The organism is Streptomyces venezuelae, assembly GCF_008642335.1.
Lineage (GTDB): Bacteria > Actinomycetota > Actinomycetes > Streptomycetales > Streptomycetaceae > Streptomyces > Streptomyces venezuelae_F.
In genome coordinates, this window is sequence record NZ_CP029191.1 from 4,732,578 (window position 1) to 4,752,832 (window position 20,255).

General features: G+C 68.8%; 17 protein-coding genes. 16 read left to right on the top strand and 1 reads right to left on the bottom strand.

Annotated features, from left to right (window positions below; all coding sequences use genetic code 11):
* Positions 1-3 precede the first annotated feature (3 nt).
* The gene (locus DEJ49_RS21485; protein WP_150185677.1) at positions 4-333 is read left to right on the top strand and encodes a putative quinol monooxygenase; all 330 of its coding nucleotides are present in this window, start codon (positions 4-6) and stop codon (positions 331-333) included.
* 101 nt (positions 334-434) lie between these two features.
* Here DEJ49_RS21485 and DEJ49_RS21490 read toward each other — a convergent pair whose 3' ends face one another.
* Positions 435-1,253 (bottom strand): C40 family peptidase, encoded by an 819-nt coding sequence (locus DEJ49_RS21490; protein ID WP_150185678.1) that lies wholly within the window; start codon positions 1,251-1,253, stop codon positions 435-437.
* A 729-nt stretch (positions 1,254-1,982) separates the two neighbouring features.
* Here DEJ49_RS21490 and DEJ49_RS21495 point away from each other — a divergent pair.
* The 15 genes from DEJ49_RS21495 to recQ all read left to right on the top strand — a co-directional run bounded on the left by DEJ49_RS21495 (position 1,983) and on the right by recQ (position 20,204).
* On the top strand, positions 1,983-2,342 hold the full coding sequence (locus tag DEJ49_RS21495; protein ID WP_003992243.1) for an NADH-quinone oxidoreductase subunit A: 360 nt from the start codon (positions 1,983-1,985) through the stop codon (positions 2,340-2,342).
* Between the two features lie 21 nt (positions 2,343-2,363).
* The gene (locus tag DEJ49_RS21500) at positions 2,364-2,918 is read left to right on the top strand and encodes a NuoB/complex I 20 kDa subunit family protein (protein WP_150170935.1); all 555 of its coding nucleotides are present in this window, start codon (positions 2,364-2,366) and stop codon (positions 2,916-2,918) included.
* On the top strand, positions 2,915-3,637 hold the full coding sequence (locus tag DEJ49_RS21505) for an NADH-quinone oxidoreductase subunit C (protein WP_150185679.1): 723 nt from the start codon (positions 2,915-2,917) through the stop codon (positions 3,635-3,637). The genes DEJ49_RS21500 and DEJ49_RS21505 overlap by 4 nt, the downstream gene beginning before the upstream one ends.
* The gene (locus tag DEJ49_RS21510) at positions 3,637-4,971 is read left to right on the top strand and encodes an NADH-quinone oxidoreductase subunit D (RefSeq protein WP_150185680.1); all 1,335 of its coding nucleotides are present in this window, start codon (positions 3,637-3,639) and stop codon (positions 4,969-4,971) included. Before DEJ49_RS21505 ends, DEJ49_RS21510 begins: the two co-directional genes overlap by 1 nt.
* On the top strand, positions 4,968-5,819 hold the full coding sequence (nuoE, locus tag DEJ49_RS21515) for an NADH-quinone oxidoreductase subunit NuoE (protein WP_150185681.1): 852 nt from the start codon (positions 4,968-4,970) through the stop codon (positions 5,817-5,819). The genes DEJ49_RS21510 and nuoE overlap by 4 nt, the downstream gene beginning before the upstream one ends.
* Positions 5,819-7,180, top strand: coding sequence for an NADH-quinone oxidoreductase subunit NuoF (gene nuoF / locus DEJ49_RS21520; protein ID WP_150185682.1), 1,362 nt, complete (start codon positions 5,819-5,821; stop codon positions 7,178-7,180). Before nuoE ends, nuoF begins: the two co-directional genes overlap by 1 nt.
* Complete coding sequence (locus tag DEJ49_RS21525) at positions 7,177-9,690, top strand: NADH-quinone oxidoreductase subunit G (RefSeq protein ID WP_150185683.1); 2,514 nt, start codon at positions 7,177-7,179, stop codon at positions 9,688-9,690. The genes nuoF and DEJ49_RS21525 overlap by 4 nt, the downstream gene beginning before the upstream one ends.
* Positions 9,691-9,728: 38 nt before the next feature.
* Positions 9,729-11,069, top strand: coding sequence for an NADH-quinone oxidoreductase subunit NuoH (gene nuoH, locus DEJ49_RS21530; RefSeq protein ID WP_223833207.1), 1,341 nt, complete (start codon positions 9,729-9,731; stop codon positions 11,067-11,069).
* Positions 11,062-11,721: an NADH-quinone oxidoreductase subunit NuoI gene (nuoI, locus tag DEJ49_RS21535; protein WP_150185684.1), complete on the top strand. Its 660-nt coding sequence runs from the start codon at positions 11,062-11,064 to the stop codon at positions 11,719-11,721. The genes nuoH and nuoI overlap by 8 nt, the downstream gene beginning before the upstream one ends.
* Positions 11,718-12,557 (top strand): NADH-quinone oxidoreductase subunit J, encoded by an 840-nt coding sequence (locus DEJ49_RS21540; protein ID WP_150185685.1) that lies wholly within the window; start codon positions 11,718-11,720, stop codon positions 12,555-12,557. The genes nuoI and DEJ49_RS21540 overlap by 4 nt, the downstream gene beginning before the upstream one ends.
* Positions 12,554-12,853, top strand: a complete 300-nt coding sequence (nuoK, locus tag DEJ49_RS21545; RefSeq protein ID WP_003974374.1) for an NADH-quinone oxidoreductase subunit NuoK — start codon at positions 12,554-12,556, stop codon at positions 12,851-12,853. The genes DEJ49_RS21540 and nuoK overlap by 4 nt, the downstream gene beginning before the upstream one ends.
* 14 nt (positions 12,854-12,867) lie before the next feature.
* On the top strand, positions 12,868-14,814 hold the full coding sequence (gene nuoL / locus DEJ49_RS21550) for an NADH-quinone oxidoreductase subunit L (RefSeq protein ID WP_150185686.1): 1,947 nt from the start codon (positions 12,868-12,870) through the stop codon (positions 14,812-14,814).
* Between the two features lie 5 nt (positions 14,815-14,819).
* Entirely contained in the window at positions 14,820-16,391 is a 1,572-nt protein-coding gene (locus tag DEJ49_RS21555) for an NADH-quinone oxidoreductase subunit M (RefSeq protein WP_150185687.1), read from the top strand.
* Complete coding sequence (nuoN, locus tag DEJ49_RS21560) at positions 16,388-18,037, top strand: NADH-quinone oxidoreductase subunit NuoN (RefSeq protein ID WP_150185688.1); 1,650 nt, start codon at positions 16,388-16,390, stop codon at positions 18,035-18,037. The genes DEJ49_RS21555 and nuoN overlap by 4 nt, the downstream gene beginning before the upstream one ends.
* Before the next feature lie 169 nt (positions 18,038-18,206).
* Positions 18,207-20,204 carry a DNA helicase RecQ gene (recQ, locus tag DEJ49_RS21565; RefSeq protein WP_150185689.1) on the top strand — a complete coding sequence of 666 codons (1,998 nt, stop codon included), beginning with the start codon at positions 18,207-18,209 and terminating at the stop codon, positions 20,202-20,204.
* Positions 20,205-20,255: the final 51 nt, after the last annotated feature.

Here is a 20,255-nt window from a genome sequence, read left to right on the forward strand (position 1 = left end):
CGCATGATATTTATTGCCGTCAAGTTCACCGTCCGCCCCGAGCACAGCGAGAGCTGGCTCGAGCGGACCGCCGCATTCACCGCCGCCACGCGCGCGGAGCCGGGCAACATCTTCTTCGAGTGGTCCCGCTCGGTGGAGGACCCGAACCAGTTCGTGCTCCTGGAGGCCTTCGCCGACGGGGACGCGGGCGCCGCGCACGTCAACTCCGACCACTTCAAGGCCGGTCTGGAGACGATGGGCGGGCTCATCGCGACCGTGCCGCAGATCGTGAACACCGAGATCGAGGGCGACGGTTGGTCCGAGATGGCGGAACTGAAGCCGAAGGGCGCGTGAGCCGACCGCTGGAGAACGCCTGAGAAGGCGTCTCAGGGCAGACCAAGGGCCGGAACCCCTCCAGGGGGGTTCCGGCCCTTGGTCGTGGCTCTAAGAGGCCGTCAGAGGACGCGCACGGCGCCCGAGGCCGGGTAACCCGACAGGTCCTGGATGACAACGCCCTTGCCGGGGTTGGCGGCGTCCAGGTACTGGCCGTTACCGATGTACACACCGACGTGGTACGCGGAGCCCTTGCCGCCCCAGTACAGGATGTCGCCGACCTGGAGGTTCGAGGTGCCGACCTCGGTGCCCATCGTCGACTGGTCCTGCGAGACGCGGGGAAGGTCCACACCCGCCTGCTTGAACGCGGCCTGCACGAGGCTGGAGCAGTCCCAGGCGTTCGGGCCCGAGGCACCCATCACGTAGGCGTCGCCCAGCTGGGCCTTGAGGAAGCTGATGACGCTGCCGACGCTGCCGCTGGCCGGGGCGACGGAGTCGGAGGCGCTCGTGGAACCGCCACCGGACTGCGTGGAGAGGTTCGTGCGCTCGGCGGAACGCGAGGCGCGCTCCTCCTCGGCCTTCTTCTTCGCGGCGGCCTCGGCCTTGCGCTCGGCCTCGGCCTTCTTCTCCGCCTTCGCGAGGTCTTCCTTGGCCTGCTTGGCGGCCTTGGAGGCTGCGGCGTCCTGCTCGGCGCGCGACTCGTAGGTGTCGGCTGCCTGCTGCGTGGCGTCCGCCGACTGCGCGATCTGAGCGGACAGATCGGTGGAGAGGGTGGGCATCTCGATGGTCTCGGACACCGGCTCGGCAGCGTTGGCCGTACCGGCCGCCGCGGCCACTGCCAGGGTGCTGAGGACGCCACCGGCAACTCCGGCACGCAGGGCAATCTTCGAGGCGCTGCGACGAGGCTTCCGGTGGCTGGGTATGTGAGCGGTGTGGGACATGAGAACAACTGCTAGCAGGGACCCACGGTTCCCTTCAAGAAACGTGTGCTGCGCCACAGTTGCGGATTCTGAGCCCGAATCCCGGGCGTGTCGCTTCTTATTGACGCCGTAACGGGCAATGCGGACACCGCTGATCACGCCTGTGATCATGAGTTTTCTGCGATACGCCCGAATTGCCCTCGGTCTACCACCCGTTGAGTCCGTTGGCCAAGCCCGGCTTATTCACGGAAGTTGCCGGTGTGGCACAGGTCACAGCATGGGCTCCAGGGGATCTCCCTGAGATCTCGCTGAGACATCCCTGAGATCTCGGGCCGCCGCTCGTGAATCCGTGCACGCGTCCACATGTGTCCACACCCCTGCCGCCAAAGTGTGAACGCGGCTCCACTACCAAGCGATCCCGTCCAGCGCCAATTTGCTTGCAGGTGCCATCGCTTGATAGTGCGACACGTCCTCGACCAGCGATGACGCGCTGAGATGTCACCTCTAGTGATCACTCAGGCGCTTCGCGTACGAAGATCACCGCTCATCCGACTTCATGATCCTTCGTCAGGTGGTGGAGATCACAAAGCCGTTGTCGTACCCCGTGTCGCAGATCACAGACCGCCGGGCATAGGATGCGGGGCAGTTGGGCTTGTGACCTGCTTCACATGTAAGCGATCTTCGATGGGGAGCAGGGCGCCGTCCGACGCAACCGCCAACAGTCAGTGCCGACTGAGAGGAGCGAGGAGCGTGAACGCCTATGCGCCCATCCTCGTGCTGGGAGCCCTCGGGGCAGGCTTTGCGATCTTCTCCGTGGTCATGGCCACGCTTATCGGTCCAAAGCGGTACAACCGCGCAAAGCTAGAGGCCTATGAGTGCGGCATCGAGCCGACGCCGACGCCGGCAGGCGGCGGGCGATTCCCCATCAAGTACTACCTGACGGCGATGCTCTTCATCGTCTTCGACATCGAGATCGTCTTCCTCTATCCCTGGGCCGTCACCTTCGACGCGCTGGGGATCTTCGGGCTCGTGGAGATGCTGCTCTTCGTGCTCACCGTCTTCGTTGCGTACGCGTACGTATGGCGGCGCGGCGGCCTGGAATGGGACTAAGGGTCTGAGGGGTCAAAGAGCATGGGAATCGAAGAGAAGCTGCCGAGCGGGTTTCTGCTGACCACCGTCGAGCAGGCCGCGGGCTGGATGCGGAAGTCCTCCGTCTTCCCCGCCACGTTCGGCCTCGCCTGCTGCGCCATCGAGATGATGACGACCGGTGCCGGGCGCTATGACATGGCGCGCTTCGGCATGGAGGTGTTCCGCGGCTCACCGCGCCAGGCCGACCTGATGATCGTGGCGGGCCGGGTGAGCCAGAAGATGGCGCCGGTGCTCCGCCAGGTCTATGACCAGATGCCCAACCCCAAGTGGGTCATCTCCATGGGTGTTTGCGCGTCATCGGGTGGAATGTTCAACAATTACGCCATTGTGCAGGGAGTCGACCATGTCGTCCCGGTCGACATCTATTTGCCCGGCTGCCCGCCGCGCCCCGAGATGCTGTTGGACGCGATCCTCAAGCTCCACGAGAAGATCCAGAACACCAAGCTCGGCGTGAACGCGGAAGAAGCTGCCCGTGAGGCGGAGGAGGCGGCCCTCAAGGCGCTCCCCACCATCGAGATGAAGGGGCTGCTGCGGTGAGCGACGCCCACGACGAGCACCTGAACGGCAACGGCGTCCCCGCGCCACGCGACGAGGCCGGCGAGGTCATCGGCGTACGCAAGGGCATGTTCGGCGCCAACAATGGCGGCGACACGTCCGGCTACGGCGGGCTCGTACGGACCATCACCCTGCCCGGCGCCTCCTCGCGCCCCTACGGCGGCTGGTTCGACGAGACCGCCGACGAACTCGAGGGCGCCCTCGAGGAGCAGGGCCTCGTCCCGGAGAACGCGATCGAGAAGACGGTCGTCGACCGCGGCGAGCTCACCTTCCACATCGAACGCGAGCACCTCGTCCGCGTGGCAAGGACCCTGCGCGACGACCCGGCCCTGCGCTTCGAGCTCTGCACGGGCGTGAGCGGCGTGCACCTCCCCGGCGACAAGGGCCGCGAGCTGCACGCCGTCTACCACCTGCGCTCGATCACCCACAACCGGCTGATCCGGCTCGAAGTCGGCGTCCCCGAAGCCGATCCGCACGTGCCCTCACTGGTCGCGGTCTACCCGACCAACGACTGGCACGAGCGCGAGGCGTACGACTTCTTCGGCCTGATCTTCGACGGCCACCCGGCGCTCACGCGGATCATGATGCCGGACGACTGGCAGGGCTTCCCGCAGCGCAAGGACTACCCCCTCGGCGGCATCCCCGTCGAATACAAGGGCGCCCAGATCCCGGCTCCGGACCAGCGGAGGTCGTACAGCTGATGTCTGCCACTCAGGGAACTTCCCACGCTTCCCCCCGCGAGACGACCGAGGGGACCGTATATACGGTCACCGGCGGCGACTGGGACGAGGTCGTCCAGTCGGCGGCCAAGGCCGACGACGAGCGCATCATCGTCAACATGGGCCCCCAGCACCCGTCCACGCACGGTGTGCTCCGGCTCATCCTGGAGATCGAGGGCGAGACCGTCTCCGAGGCCCGCTGCGGCATCGGCTACCTGCACACCGGCATCGAGAAGAACCTCGAGTACCGCACGTGGACGCAGGGCACGACGTTCGTCACGCGCATGGACTACCTGACGCCGTTCTTCAACGAGACGGCGTACTGCCTCGGGGTCGAGAAGCTCCTCGGCATCGAGGACCGGATCCCGGACCGCGCGTCGGTCATCCGCGTGCTCCTCATGGAGCTCAACCGCCTCTCCTCGCACCTGGTGTGCATCGCCACCGGCGGCATGGAGCTCGGCGCCACGACGATCATGATCTACGGCTTCCGGGATCGTGAACTCGTTCTCGATGTCTTCGAGCTCATCACCGGCCTGCGCATGAACCACGCGTACATCCGGCCCGGCGGACTCGCCCAGGACCTGCCCCCCGGCACGGTCGACCAGCTCCGCGAGTTCGTGAAGACAATGAAGAAGAACATCCCGGAGTACGACAAGCTCGCCACCGGGAACCCCATCTTCAAGGCCCGCATGCAGGACGTCGGCTACCTCGACCTCGCCGGCTGCATGGCCCTCGGCGCCACGGGCCCGGTCCTGCGCTCGGCGGGACTCCCGCACGACCTGCGCAAGTCCCAGCCCTACTGCGGCTACGAGAACTACGAGTTCGACGTCCCGACCGCCGACACCTGCGACTCCTACGGGCGCTTCCTGATCCGCCTGGAGGAGATGCGGCAGTCGCTGCGCATCATCGAGCAGTGCATCGACCGGCTCGCCCCCGGACCGGTCATGGTCGAGGACAAGAAGATCGCCTGGCCCGCCCAACTGGCCCTCGGCCCCGACGGACTCGGCAACTCGCTCGACCACATCAAGAAGATCATGGGCACCTCCATGGAGTCCCTCATCCACCACTTCAAGCTGGTGACCGAGGGCTTCCGGGTCCCGCCGGGCCAGACGTACACGGCGGTCGAGTCGCCCAAGGGCGAACTCGGCGTGCACGTCGTCTCCGACGGCGGCACCCGCCCCTACCGGGTCCACTTCCGCGACCCGTCCTTCACCAACCTGCAGGCCATGGCGGCCATGTGCGAAGGCGGCCAGGTCGCCGACGTCATCGTCGCCGTCGCGTCCATCGACCCCGTGATGGGAGGCGTCGACCGGTGACCACCACTCCTTCGGAACAGGGCACGGGCGTCAGCCTGGGCATGCCCCAACTCCCCGCCCCCGACTACCCGGCCGACGTACGGGCCCGCCTCGAGGTGGACGCCAAGGACGTCATCGCGCGCTACCCGGACTCCCGGTCCGCCCTCCTCCCGCTGCTGCACCTGGTGCAGTCCGAGGAGGGCCACGTCACGCGCACGGGCATGCGGTTCTGCGCCGAGATGCTGGGCCTGACCACCGCCGAGGTCACGGCCGTGGCGACCTTCTACACCATGTACCGGCGCAAGCCGTCCGGCGACTATCAGGTCGGCGTCTGCACCAACACGCTGTGCGCCGTCATGGGCGGCGACGCGATCTTCGAGGAACTCAAGCAGCACCTCGGCGTCGGCAACGACGAGACGACCGAGGACGGCAAGGTCACTCTCGAGCACATCGAGTGCAACGCCGCCTGCGACTTCGCCCCCGTGGTGATGGTCAACTGGGAGTTCTTCGACAACCAGACCCCCGAGTCCGCGAAGCAGCTCGTCGACGACCTGCGCGCGGGCGTCCCGGTCGAGCCCACGCGCGGGGCGCCGCTCTGCACGTACAAGGAGACCGCCCGGATCCTGGCGGGCTTCCCCGACCAGCGGCCCGGCGCCGTCGAGGCGAGCGGCGGCGCGGGCCACGCGTCGCTCATCGGACTCCGCCTGGCCAAGGGCGAGGAGCCGCAGCCGCGCGTGGTCCACCCCCGCACGGGAGGCCCGCAGGACGAGGCCCCCGCCGAGCACCTCAGCTCGCACGACGCACCGCAGGAGACCTCGGCGTCCGACCCGGCGCACCCGGCAGGGCCCGCCGCCGAGGAGGGGGAGTGATGACCTTGGCAGCCGAGATCGACAACGAGACCAGCCCGGAGAAGCTGCTCGCACCGGTCCTTTCGGCGTTCTGGGACGAGGAGAAGTCCTGGACGCTGGAGACCTACCGACGACACGAGGGGTACGAAGGCCTGCGCAAGGCGCTCGCCATGGCCCCGGACGACGTCATCGCCTACGTGAAGGACTCCGGCCTCCGGGGCAGGGGCGGCGCGGGATTCCCCACCGGAATGAAGTGGCAGTTCATTCCGCAGGGAGACGGCAAGCCGCACTATCTAGTTGTCAACGCCGACGAATCGGAGCCGGGGACCTGCAAGGACATCCCGCTCCTCTTCGCGAACCCGCATTCCCTCATCGAGGGGATCGTCATCGCGTGTCATGCGATCAGGTCGTCGCATGCCTTCATCTATCTGCGGGGTGAGGTCGTCCCCGTCCTGCGGAGGCTGCACGAGGCCGTCCGCGAGGCGTACGCGGCGGGCTACCTCGGGAAGAACGTGCTGGGCAGCGGACTCGATCTCGAACTCACCGTGCACGCGGGCGCGGGTGCGTACATCTGTGGTGAAGAGACCGCACTGCTCGACTCGCTCGAAGGCCGCCGCGGCCAACCGCGACTGCGTCCCCCTTTCCCTGCCGTCGCGGGCCTCTACGCGTGCCCCACTGTCGTGAACAACGTCGAGTCCATCGCGTCCGTTCCCGCGATCCTCAATCGGGGCAAGGACTGGTTCAAGTCGATGGGCAGCGAGAAGTCCCCGGGCTTCACGCTCTACTCGCTGAGCGGGCACGTCACCAACCCCGGACAGTACGAGGGACCGCTCGGCATCACGCTGCGCCAGCTGCTCGACATGAGCGGCGGCATGCGCGCCGGACACCGCCTCAAGTTCTGGACGCCGGGCGGCTCGTCGACGCCGATGTTCACCGACGAGCACCTCGACGTCCCCCTCGACTACGAGGGCGTCGGCGCCGCCGGATCGATGCTCGGCACCAAGGCGCTGCAGTGCTTCGACGAGACGACGTGCGTCGTGCGGGCCGTGACCCGCTGGACCGAGTTCTACGCCCACGAGTCCTGCGGCAAGTGCACGCCCTGCCGCGAAGGAACGTACTGGCTGGTGCAGTTGCTCCGCGACATCGAGGCCGGCAAGGGCGTCATGGCCGACCTCGACAAGCTGAACGACATCGCCGACAACATCAACGGCAAGTCCTTCTGCGCCCTGGGCGACGGCGCGGCCTCGCCGATCTTCTCCTCCCTCAAGTACTTCCGCGAGGAGTACGAGCAGCACATCACCGGCAAGGGCTGCCCCTTCGACCCGGCCAAGTCGACTCTCTGGGCCGACCGGCCCGCTGAAAGCGCGCAGGTGAACGCATGACAGTGACCACCAACAACGCTCCCTCCGGGGGCGGGGAGGCGGCGGTTCCGCCCGAGGATCTCGTCTCGCTGACCATCGACGGCATCGAGATCAGCGTCCCCAAGGGGACGCTGGTGATCCGGGCGGCCGAGCTGCTCGGCATCGAGATCCCGCGGTTCTGCGACCATCCGCTGCTCGACCCCGCGGGCGCCTGCCGCCAGTGCATCGTCGAGGTGGAGGGCCAGCGCAAGCCGATGGCGTCCTGCACCATCACCTGCACCGACGGCATGGTCGTGAAGTCGCAGCTGACGTCGGCCGTCGCCGAGAAGTCGCAGCGCGGTGTGATGGAGCTGCTGCTCATCAACCACCCGCTGGACTGCCCCGTCTGCGACAAGGGCGGCGAGTGCCCGCTGCAGAACCAGGCGATGCAGGTCGGCGACTCGGACACCCGCTTCGAGGGCAAAAAGCGGACGTACGAGAAGCCGGTGCCGATCTCCACCCAGGTGCTGCTCGACCGTGAGCGGTGCGTGCTCTGCGCGCGCTGCACCCGCTTCAGCAACCAGGTCGCGGGCGACCCGATGATCGAGCTCATCGAGCGCGGCGCCCTCCAGCAGGTCGGCACAGGCGAGGGCGACCCCTTCGAGTCGTACTTCTCCGGGAACACCATCCAGATCTGTCCGGTCGGCGCGCTGACCTCGGCGGCGTATCGCTTCCGCTCCCGCCCCTTCGACCTGGTGTCGTCGCCCTCGGTGTGCGAGCACTGCGCGGGCGGCTGCGCGACGCGCACGGACCACCGGCGCGGCAAGGTCATGCGGCGGCTCGCCGCGGACGACCCCGAGGTCAACGAGGAGTGGATGTGCGACAAGGGACGCTTCGGCTTCCGGTACGCGCAGCGCCCCGACCGGCTGACCACGCCCCTGGTGCGCAACGCGTCGACGGGTGAGCTGGAGCCGGCGAGCTGGCCCGAGGCCCTGGAGATCGCGGCCAATGGTCTCGCCGCGGCGCGCGGCCGGGCCGGGGTCCTCGTCGGCGGCCGCCTCACCGTGGAGGACGCCTACGCGTACAGCAAGTACGCGCGCGTGGCGCTCGACACGAACGACATCGACTTCCGCGCGCGCGTGCACAGCAGCGAGGAGGCCGACTTCCTCGCGGCGCGGGTCGCGGGCCGGGGCAGGGACCTCGACGGGACCGGCGTCACGTACGCCCTCCTGGAGAAGGCGCCCGCCGTCCTGCTCGCCGGGTTCGAGTCCGAGGAGGAGGCGCCCGGCGTCTTCCTGAGGCTGCGCAAGGCCTGGCGCAAGCACGGCCAGCGCACCTTCTCCCTCGCCCCGTACGCGACCCGTGGCCTGGAGAAGGCGGGCGGCACCCTGCTGCCCGCGGCGCCGGGCACCGAGACGGAGTGGCTTGACGCGCTCGCCGCGGGCGTCGGCCTGGAGGCTCCGGGCACCGACGCCTCCGAGGCACTGCGCGCCGAGGGCGCGGTCATCGTCGTCGGTGAGCGGCTCGCGGCCGTGCCCGGCGGACTCACCGCCGCCGTGCGGGCCGCCACGGCGACCGGCGCCCGGCTGGTGTGGATCCCGCGCAGGGCCGGGGAGCGTGCCGCCGTCGAGGTGGGCGCCCTGCCGTCGCTGCTGCCCGGCGGTCGTCCGGCCACCGACCCGCGCGCGCGGGACGAGGTCGCGGCCGCCTGGGGCGTCGCCGAACTCCCGCACCGCTACGGCCGCGACACCGGACAGATCATCGAGGCCGCGGCGACCGGCGAGCTCGGTGCCCTCCTGGTGGCGGGCGTCGAGGTCGCCGACCTGCCGGACCCGGCACGCGCGCGTGCGGCGCTCGACGAGGTCGGCTTCCTGGTCTCCCTGGAGCTGCGGCCCAGCGAGGTGACGGACCGGGCCGACGTGGTCCTGCCCGTCGCCGCCGTCGCGGAGAAGCCGGGCACCTTCCTCAACTGGGAGGGCAGGGCGCGGATGTTCGACGCCGCGCTGAAGCCGGACCAGATGACGCGCAGGCTGGCGCCCACCGACGCACGCGTGCTGCACATGCTCGCCGACGCGGGCGACATCCACCTGGGCCTGCCCGACCTGCTGACCCTGCGCCGCGAGCTGGACCGGCTCGGCGGCTGGGACGGGCCGCACGCCACCGATCCGCTGGAGACCGGCACCCAGCCGCCGCGGCCCGCCGCCGGCGAGGCCGTCCTCTCCGGGCACAGGCTGCTGCTCGACCAGGGCCGCCTCCAGGACGGCGACGAAGCCCTCGCCGGTACGCGGCACGCCGCCCGCGCGCGCGTGTCCGCGGCCACCGCGGCGGAGGCGGGCGTGAAGGACGGCGACCTCCTGTCGGTCGCCGGACCGGCGGGTACGACCGAACTCCCGCTGCAGATCACGGAGATGCCCGACCGCGTGGTCTGGCTGCCGCTGAACTCGACCGGGGGAGGCGTCACGTCGGACACCGGCGCCCGCCCCGGCGACCTCGTCCGCATCGGCCCGGCGGTCCTGCCGGAGCCCACTGAGGCCCCGGAGGTGACGTCGTGACGCACACCCTGGTGCCGCTTGCGGCGGAAGACCTGTCCATGTTCGGCCGCGACCCCTGGTGGCTGGTCGCCTTCAAGGCGGTCTTCTGCTTCGCGTTCCTGATGGTGACGGTCCTCCTCGCCATCGTCTGGGAGCGCAAGGTCGTCGCCTGGATGCAGCTGCGCATCGGCCCCAACAGGAACGGCCCCTGGGGTCTGCTGCAGTCCCTCGCGGACGGCGTCAAGCTGATGCTCAAGGAAGACGTGATCGTCAAGCGCGCGGACAAGGTGGTCTACGTCCTTGCCCCGGTCATCGCGGCGATCCCGGCCTTCATGGCGATCGCGGTGATCCCGTTCGGGCCCGCGGGCAACGAAGTCTCGATCTTCGGCCACCGTACGACGATGCAGCTCACCGACCTGCCGATCGCGATGCTCTACATCCTCGCGGTCGCCTCCGTCGGCATCTACGGCATCGTGCTCGCGGGCTGGAGCTCCGGATCGACGTACCCGCTCCTGGGCGGTCTGCGCTCCTGCGCACAGATGATCTCGTACGAGATCGCGATGGGCGCGGCGTTCGCCTCCGTCTTCCTCTACTCCGGGTCGATGTCGACGTCGGCGATCGTGGAGGCGCAGGCGGACCGCTGGTACGTCCTGCTGCTCCCCGTCTCCTTCATCATCTACATCGTCACGATGATCGGCGAGACGAACCGTGCGCCGTTCGACATGCCGGAGTCCGAGGGCGACCTCGTCGGCGGCTTCAACACCGAGTACTCGTCCATCAAGTTCGCGATGTTCATGCTCGCCGAGTACATCAACATGGTCACCGTCTCGGCGGTGTCGGCCACGCTCTTCCTGGGCGGCTGGCGGGCGCCGTATCCGATCAGCACGTTCTGGGAGGGCGCGAACCACGGCTGGTGGCCGATGCTCTGGTTCGTGATCAAGGTCCAGCTGCTGCTGTTCTTCTTCATCTGGCTGCGCGGCTCGCTGCCCCGCGTCCGCTACGACCAGCTGATGAAGCTCGGCTGGAAGGTCCTGATCCCGGTCTCCGTGGTCTGGCTGATGCTGGTCGCCACGGTCAGGGCGATGCGGAACGAGGACTACGAATTCACCTCGATCGCGCTCTACGTCGGCGGCGGGGTCATCGCGCTGCTGCTGCTCTCCGTCGTCGTCGACATCTTCCGCGACAAACGCGAGAAGGAAGCCGCCGCCGCGGAGGAGGAGAAGCCGGTCGCCTTCGACCCCATGGCGGGCGGATTCCCCGTGCCGCCGCTGCCCGGCCAGAGCCTGCCACCCGTCCCGCGCCGACGCTCGCGCCAGGAGCGGGAGTTGATTGTCAGTGGTGGACCGGATACTCAAAGTGACGGAACCCGAAGTGATGGAAAGGAGGCGTCCGATGGCTGAGTCGAACCAGGAGTCGCACGACTCGAACCAATCGAATCAGGGGTTCCAGAACCCTGTCGCCGGCTTCGGCGTGACCTTCAAGGCCATGTTCAAGAAGCGGCTGACCGAGCAGTATCCGGAGCAGCAGAAGACCACTGCCCCCCGCTTCCACGGCAGGCACCAGCTGAACCGCCATCCGGACGGCCTGGAGAAGTGCGTCGGCTGTGAGCTCTGCGCCTGGGCCTGTCCCGCGGACGCCATCTATGTGGAGGGCGCGGACAACACGGACGAGGAGAGGTACTCGCCCGGCGAGCGGTACGGCCGCGTCTACCAGATCAACTACGCCCGCTGCATCCTGTGCGGCCTGTGCATCGAGGCGTGCCCCACGCGCGCGTTGACGATGACGAACGAGTTCGAGCTGGCCGACAGCAGCCGCGAGAACCTCATCTACACCAAGGAACAGCTGCTCGCCGGCCTCGAAGAGGGCATGGTCGACTCGCCGCACGCGATCTACCCCGGCACGGACGAGCAGGACTACTACCGAGGCCTGGTGACCGAGGCCGCCCCCGGGACCGTGCCCCAGGTCGCCCTCTCCAAGGGGGAGACCCCGCAGGAGGCGGCCTCGGACTTCGGGGACGGCGAGCCCGCCTCGGAGAAGGTGGTCGGCCGATGACGCAGCTCGCCGCCTACTCGACCTCGACCGGCGAGGCCTTCCAGTTCTGGGTGCTCGGCACGGTCGCGGTGATCGGCGCCCTGTGCACCATCCTCATGAGGAAGGCCGTGCACAGCGCGCTCTGCCTGGCCGGGACCATGATCATCCTCGCGGTGTTCTACCTGGCCAACGGCGCGTACTTCCTGGGCATCGTCCAGATCGTCGTCTACACCGGCGCGATCATGATGCTCTTCCTCTTCGTCGTCATGCTCGTCGGCGTCACCGCGGCGGACTCCCTGAAGGAGACCATCAAGGGACAGCGCTGGCTGGCACTCCTGTGTGGCCTCGGCTTCGCGGTGCTGCTCTTCGCGGGCATCGGGAACGCCTCCATGAAGGAGTTCAACGGCCTCGGCAAGGCGAACGCCGGCGGCAACGTGGAGGGCCTCGCCGGGCTCATCTTCACGAAGTACGTCTTCGCCTTCGAGATCACCGGCGCCCTGCTCATCACGGCGACGGTCGGCGCGATGGTGCTCACCCACCGCGAGCGCACGGAGCGCGCCAAGACCCAGCGCGAACTGTCCGAGCAGCGCGTGCGCGAGGGCAAGCACCTGCCGCCGCTGCCCGCCCCGGGTGTGTACGCACGGCACAACGCCGTGGACATCGCGGGCCTGCTCCCCGACGGCACCCCGTCGGAGCTCACGGTCAACAAGACGCTGCGTGACCGCGGCCAGATCCGCGACGTGTCGAACGAGGCGCTGGACGACCTGCGGGCGCTTGAGCAGCGCTCCACCGACCGTCTGGAGCGGCCCGACCTGCGGAGCGGCGACATCGGGCGGACCGAGGAGGCGTCGAAGTGAACCCCGTCAACTACCTGTATCTCGCGGCCCTGCTGTTCACGATCGGCGCGACCGGCGTGCTCATCCGGCGGAACGCGATCGTGGTGTTCATGTGCATCGAGCTCATGCTCAACGCCTGCAACCTCGCGTTCGTGGCCTTCTCCCGGATGCACGGCAACCTCGACGGCCAGATCATCGCGTTCTTCACGATGGTCGTCGCCGCCGCGGAGGTCGTGGTCGGGCTCGCGATCATCGTGTCGCTGTTCCGTTCCCGCCACTCGGCCTCGGTCGACGACGCCAGCCTGATGAAGCTCTGAGGGGTCGCTGAATCGTGGAGAACTTGATTGCGCTGCTCGTCGCGGCGCCTCTGCTCGGAGCGGCCGTACTGCTGTGCGGCGGGCGGGCACTGGACCGCGCGGGCCACTGGCTCGGCACGCTGCTCGCGGCCGCCTCCTTCGTCATCGCCGTGGTGCTCTTCTCGGACATGCTGGGCAAGGGCGCCGAGGAACGCTCCCTGTCGCAGCACCTGTTCAGCTGGATCCCCGTGGAGGGGTTCCAGGCGGACGTCGCCTTCCAGCTCGACCAGCTGTCGATGACGTTCGTCCTGCTGATCTCCGGTGTGGGCACCCTGATCCACATCTACTCGATCGGGTACATGGAGCACGACGAGCGGCGCCGCCGCTTCTTCGGCTACCTGAACCTGTTCCTCGCGGCGATGCTGCTCCTGGTCCTCGCCGACAACTACCTGCTCCTGTACGTCGGCTGGGAGGGCGTGGGCCTCGCCTCGTACCTCCTGATCGGCTTCTGGCAGCACAAGCCCAGCGCGGCCACCGCCGCGAAGAAGGCCTTCCTGGTCAACCGGGTCGGTGACGTGGGCCTTTCCATCGCCATCATGCTGATGTTCACCACCTTCGGGACGTTCGCCTTCGGGCCCGTCCTGGAGGCAACGGGTGACACGTCGGAGGGCAAGCTCACCGCCATCGGCCTGATGCTGCTGCTCGCCGCGTGCGGCAAGTCGGCGCAGGTGCCGCTGCAGTCCTGGCTCGGCGACGCGATGGAGGGCCCGACCCCCGTCTCGGCCCTGATCCACGCCGCGACGATGGTGACCGCGGGCGTCTACCTGATCGTCCGCTCCGGCGCGATCTTCAACGGCGCGCCGGACGCACAGCTCGTCGTCACCGTCGTCGGAGCGGTCACGCTCCTGTTCGGTGCGATCGTCGGTTGCGCGAAGGACGACATCAAGAAGGCTCTCGCCGGATCGACGATGTCCCAGATCGGGTACATGATCCTGGCCGCCGGGCTCGGTCCGATCGGCTACGTCTTCGCGATCATGCACCTGGTGACGCACGGCTTCTTCAAGGCCGGCCTCTTCCTCGGCGCCGGATCGGTCATGCACGGCATGAACGACGAGGTCGACATGAGGAAGTACGGCGGCCTCAGGAAGTACATGCCGGTCACCTTCGTCACCTTCGGCCTCGGCTACCTCGCGATCATCGGCTTCCCCGGCCTGTCCGGCTTCTTCTCCAAGGACAAGATCATCGAGGCGGCGTTCGCCAAGGGCGGCACGGAGGGCTGGATCCTCGGCTCGGTGGCGCTCCTGGGCGCGGCCATCACCGCGTACTACATGACGCGCGTGATGATCATGACCTTCTTCGGAGAGGAGCGCTGGCGCAACCGGCCCACGGCCTCCCCGGTGCAGCCGGACGTCGAGCCGGCCGCGGAGACGCAGGGCGCGCACGACGAGCCGCACCCGCACGAGTCCCCGAAGTCCATGACGATCCCGATGATCGTGCTCGCCTTCGGGTCGGTGTTCGCGGGTGGCTTCTTCAGCATCGGCGACCGCTTCATGCACTGGCTCGAGCCGGTCACCGAGCACAGCCACGGCGACTCGCCGCTGAGCGCCGCCACGGTCACGGGCGCCACCATGGTGGTCCTCGTCATCGGCGTCGCCCTCGCCTACGTGCAGTACGGGCGCAGGCCCGTCCCGGTCACCGCCCCGCGCGGCTCGGTGCTCACCCGCGCCGCCCGCCGCGACCTCCTCCAGGACGACTTCAACCACGTCGTCCTGGTGCGCGGCGGCGAGCACCTCACGCGGTCCCTGGTCTACGTGGACCACACCCTGGTCGACGGCGTCGTCAACGGCACGGCGGCCTCGGTCGGCGGCCTCTCCGGGCGGCTGCGCAAACTGCAGAACGGCTACGCCCGCTCCTACGCGGTCTCGATGTTCGGCGGCGCTGCGGTGCTCATCGCCGCGACCCTGCTGATGAGGGCGGTCTGATACCGATGTCCTTTCCCCTGCTGACAGCGACGGCGGTCCTGCCCGCGGCCGGCGCGATCGCCACGGCAGCCGTCCCGGCCGCCCGGCGGACCGCCGCCAAGTGGCTCGCGCTGCTCGTCTCGCTCGCCACGCTCGGTCTCGCGCTGACCGTGCTCGTACGGTTCGACCCCGACGGCGACCGCTATCAACTGACCGAATCGCACGCCTGGATCAAGGAGTTCGGGGTGCGGTACGAGCTGGGGGTCGACGGCATCGCCGTCGCACTCCTCGCGCTCACCGCGCTCCTGATCCCGTTCATCATCCTGGCGGGCTGGCACGACGCCGACCCCCTGGAGACCAAGTCGTCGCGCTGGCGTCCCACCCAGGGCTTCTTCGCCCTGATCCTGGCCGTCGAGGCGATGGTGATCATCTCCTTCGAGGCCACGGACGTCTTCCTCTTCTACATCTTCTTCGAAGCCATGCTCATCCCGATGTACTTCCTCATCGGCGGCTTCGGGGACCGCGCCCACGCGGGCACGGACGAGAACGCCTCGGCGCAGCGCTCGTACGCGGCCGTGAAGTTCCTCCTCTACAACCTCGTCGGCGGCCTCATCATGCTGGCCGCCGTAATCGGGCTCTACGTAGTAGCGGGAAACTTCTCCCTCCAGGAGATCTCCGCCGCGCGCGCGGACGGCTCGCTCGACATGGCGACCAACACGGAGCGGCTGCTCTTCCTCGGCTTCTTCTTCGCCTTCGCGGTGAAGGCGCCGCTGTGGCCGCTGCACACCTGGCTGCCGAACGCGATGGGGGAGTCCACCGCCCCGGTCGCCGTCCTGATCACCGCGGTCGTGGACAAGGTCGGCACGTTCGCGATGCTGCGGTTCTGCCTCGGGCTCTTCCCGGAGGCGAGCGACTGGGCGACACCGGTCGTCCTCGTCCTCGCGCTCATCAGCATCATCTACGGAGCGCTGCTCGCGGTAGGCCAGCGCGACATCAAGCGCCTGGTGGCGTACGCGTCGATCTCGCACTTCGGCTTCATCATCCTCGGCATCTTCGCGATGACCTCGCAGGGCCAGTCCGGCGCGACGCTCTACATGGTCAACCACGGCATCTCGACGGCCGCGCTGATGCTGGTGGCCGGTTTCCTGATCTCGCGGCGCGGCTCGCGCCTCATCGCCGACTACGGAGGCGTGCAGAAAGTCGCGCCTGTGCTCGCCGGCACCTTCCTGATCGGCGGCCTGGCCACACTCTCACTGCCCGGCCTCGCTCCGTTCGTCAGTGAATTCCTGGTCCTGGTCGGCGCGTTCGCCCGCTATCCGGTGGTCGGGATCATCGCGACCGTCGGCATCGTGCTGGCCGCGCTGTACACGCTCGTCCTGTACCAGCGGACGATGACGGGACCCGTGAAGGCGGAGGTCTCGGCCATGCCCGACCTGCGGGTGCGTGAACTGGTCGTCGTCGCTCCGCTGATCGCCCTCCTGATCGGCCTCGGCGTCTACCCGAAGCCGCTCACCGATCTGGTGAACCCGGCGGTCGAGCACACGATGTCCGACGTACAGAAGAAAGACCCCAAGCCCGATGTGGAGGCGGCCAAGTGAGCGCAACAGCCGTCCACAGCCTGTGGACAATGGCGGCCGACCCGGTCGACAAGATCGACGCGCCCACCATCGAGTACGGGCAGCTGTCGCCGGTGCTGATCGTCATCGGCGCGGCCGTCATCGGAGTGCTCATCGAAGCCTTCGTGCCGCGCAAGACCCGGTACTACGCCCAGCTGTTCCTCTCCGTGGTCTCCCTGGCCGCAGCCTTCGCCGCGGTCGTCGGACTCGCGGCCCGCGGCTTCGGCACCACCAAGGCACAGATCGCCGCGATGGGCGCCATCGCGGTCGACGGACCCGCGCTCTTCCTCCAGGGCACGATCCTGCTCACCGGAATCGTCGCGATCTTCACCTTCGCGGAGCGGCGCCTCGACCCGGTGGCGCACGGCAACCGCGTCGACTCGTTCGTGGCGCAGGCCGGGTCCGTTCCGGGCAGTGAGGGCGAACAGGCCGCCACCAAGGCCGGTTTCGCCACCACCGAGGTGTTCCCGCTGGCGCTCTTCGCCATCGGCGGCATGCTCGTCTTCCCGGCGGCCAACGACCTCCTGACGCTCTTCATCGCGCTGGAGGTCTTCTCCCTGCCGCTGTACCTGCTGTGCGCCCTCGCCCGCCGCAAGCGCCTCATGTCGCAGGAATCCGCCGTCAAGTACTTCCTGCTCGGCGCGTTCGCCTCGGCGTTCACACTCTTCGGCATCGCCCTCCTCTACGGATACGCGGGTTCCGTGTCGTACGCGACGGTCGCGGACGTCGTCGAGGGCAACGTCAAGACCGTGGACCCGGCGCTCGCCGACACCATGGGCAACGACGCGCTGCTCCTGATCGGCGTCGCGATGGTGGTGATGGGGCTGCTCTTCAAGGTGGGCGCGGTGCCGTTCCACATGTGGACCCCGGACGTCTACCAGGGCGCCCCGACGCCGGTCACCGGCTTCATGGCGGCGGCGACGAAGGTGGCCGCGTTCGGCGCCCTCCTGCGCCTCCTCTACGTAGTCCTGCCCGGTCTGCGCTGGGACTGGCGGCCGGTCATGTGGGGCGTCGCGGTCATCACGATGCTGGGCGGCGCGATCATCGCGATCACGCAGACCGACATCAAGCGGCTCCTCGCGTATTCGTCCGTCGCGCACGCCGGCTTCATCCTCGCCGGTGTCATCGCCACCACCCCGGACGGCATCTCCTCCGTCCTCTTCTACCTGGGCGCCTACTCCTTCGTGACCATCGGCGCCTTCGCCGTCGTCACGCTGGTGCGGGACGCGGGCGGCGAGGCCACGCACCTCTCCAAGTGGGCGGGGCTCGGACGCCGGTCCCCGCTGGTGGCCGCGGTCTTCGCGGTCTTCCTCCTCGCCTTCGCCGGCATCCCGCTGACCTCCGGGTTCGCCGGGAAGTTCGCGGTCTTCAAGGCGGCGGCGGAGGGCGGCGCGGGCCCGCTGGTCGTGGTCGGTGTGCTGTCGTCGGCGATCGCCGCGTTCTTCTACATCCGCGTGATCGTCCTGATGTTCTTCAGCGAGCCGAAGGCGGACGGCCCCACCGTCGCCGTGCCGTCGCCGCTGACGATGACGGCGATCGGCGTGGGCGTCGCGGTGACGCTGGTGCTCGGTGTGGCCCCGCAGTACTTCCTGGACCTGGCGAACCAGGCGGGAGTCTTCGTCCGCTGACCCGATCCGTTCGTACGCAGCGCAGGCCGCCGCCCGGCATCCCGAGAAGGGGTGCCGGGCGGCGGCCTGTGGATAACTGTCCGGGGTGTCGGTGGGGAGCCCTATCGTGGAGGCAGTGGTCGAGGCAGGACGTACGGCGGGGGACAGGGCGATGGATGGGATCAAAGGCATGAGCGAGGTGACGGCGCCGGTACAGGCGCCGGGCGCGGCGACCGGCACCGTGACGGAGAGCGACGCGCTGCGCACGCTCCACCGCGTCTTCGGGTACGACGCTTTCCGCGGCGAGCAGGAATCGGTCATCGACCACGTGGTGGCGGGCGGGGACGCCGTCGTCCTCATGCCGACCGGCGGCGGCAAATCCCTCTGCTACCAGATCCCGGCCCTGGTCAGGCCCGGCACCGGCGTCGTGATCTCCCCGCTCATCGCGCTGATGCAGGACCAGGTGGACGCGCTGCGGGCGCTCGGTGTGCGCGCCGGGTTCATCAACTCCACGCAGGACTTCGACGAGCGGCGCGTCATGGAGGCGGAGTTCCTCGCGGGCGAGCTCGACGTGCTCTATCTGGCGCCGGAGCGGCTGCGCCTGGACGCGACCCTGGATCTCCTCGGGCGGGCCAAGATCTCCGTCTTCGCCATCGACGAGGCGCACTGCGTCGCCCAGTGGGGCCACGACTTCCGCCCCGACTACCTGGCGCTGTCCCTCCTCGGCGAGCGCTGGCCGGACGTCCCCCGTATCGCCCTGACCGCGACGGCCACCGACGCCACGCACCGGGAGATCACGCAGCGGCTCGGCATGCCCGATGCCCGGCACTTCGTGGCGAGCTTCGACCGGCCCAACATCCAGTACCGCATCGTGCCGAAGGCCGAGCCGAAGAAGCAGCTCCTCGCCTTCCTGAAGGAGGAGCACGCGGGCGACGCCGGGATCGTCTACTGCCTGTCGCGCAATTCGGTGGAGAAGACCGCCGAATTCCTCTGCAAGAACGGCATCGAGGCCGTCCCGTACCACGCGGGCCTGGACGGCGGCACGCGCGCGGCGCACCAGTCCCGCTTCCTGCGGGAGGACGGCCTCGTCGTCTGCGCGACGATCGCCTTCGGCATGGGCATCGACAAGCCCGACGTCCGCTTCGTCGCCCACCTCGACCTGCCCAAGTCGGTCGAGGGGTACTACCAGGAGACGGGTCGCGCGGGCCGCGACGGGCTGCCCTCGACGGCCTGGATGGCGTATGGGCTGCAGGACGTCGTGCAGCAGCGGAAGCTGATCCAGGGCGGCGAGGGGGACGAGGCGTTCCGGCGCCGGGCCTCCTGCCATCTGGACTCGATGCTGGCGCTCTGCGAGACAGCCCAGTGCCGCCGCGCGCAGCTCCTGACCTACTTCGGCCAGGAGGCGGGCGCGGAGTCCTGCGGCAACTGCGACACCTGCCTGACCCCGCCCGAGACCTGGGACGGCACGGTGGCGGCGCAGAAGGTCCTCTCCACGGTCGTGCGCCTGCAGCGCGAGCGCAAGCAGAAGTTCGGCGCGGGTCAGATCATCGACATCCTGCTCGGCAAGAAGACCGCGAAGGTCATCCAGTTCGACCACGACCAGCTCTCGGTCTTCGGCATCGGCGAGGAGCTGGCGGAGGCCGAATGGCGTGGCGTGATCCGCCAGCTGCTCGCGCAGGGCCTGATCGCGGTCGAGGGGGAGTACGGCACGCTGGTGCTCACCGAGACGAGCGGCTCCGTCCTCGGCCGCGAGCGCGAGGTGCGCCTGCGCAAGGAGCCGAAGCGGGCACCGGCGGCGCGGGCGTCCAAGAGCGACCGCAAGGCGAAGTCGGCGGCAGCGGTCGCCGAGCTCCCCCAGGAAGCGGTCCCCCTCTTCGAGGCCCTGCGTGCCTGGCGTGCGTCCCAGGCAAAGGAACAGGGCGTCCCCGCGTACGTGATCTTCCACGACGCCACACTCCGAGAGATCGCCACGCTGCGTCCCACGTCCGTGGGGGACCTGGCGGGCATCAGCGGAGTCGGCGAGAAGAAGCGGGCGACGTACGGCGAGGGCGTGGTCGGAGTCGTCGCGGAGTTCTTGGGCGGGGCGCCTGCGCCGAGTGGGGCGGTGAGCGGGACGGCTGCGGGGCCCGAGGCGCCATTCAGCGACGAGGTGGAGCCGGACTGGGGGGACGAAGAGCCGGACTGGTGAATGTCTCGAGGTCCCTCGGTCGGCTCCCGGGACGGGAGTCGATCAGACGGT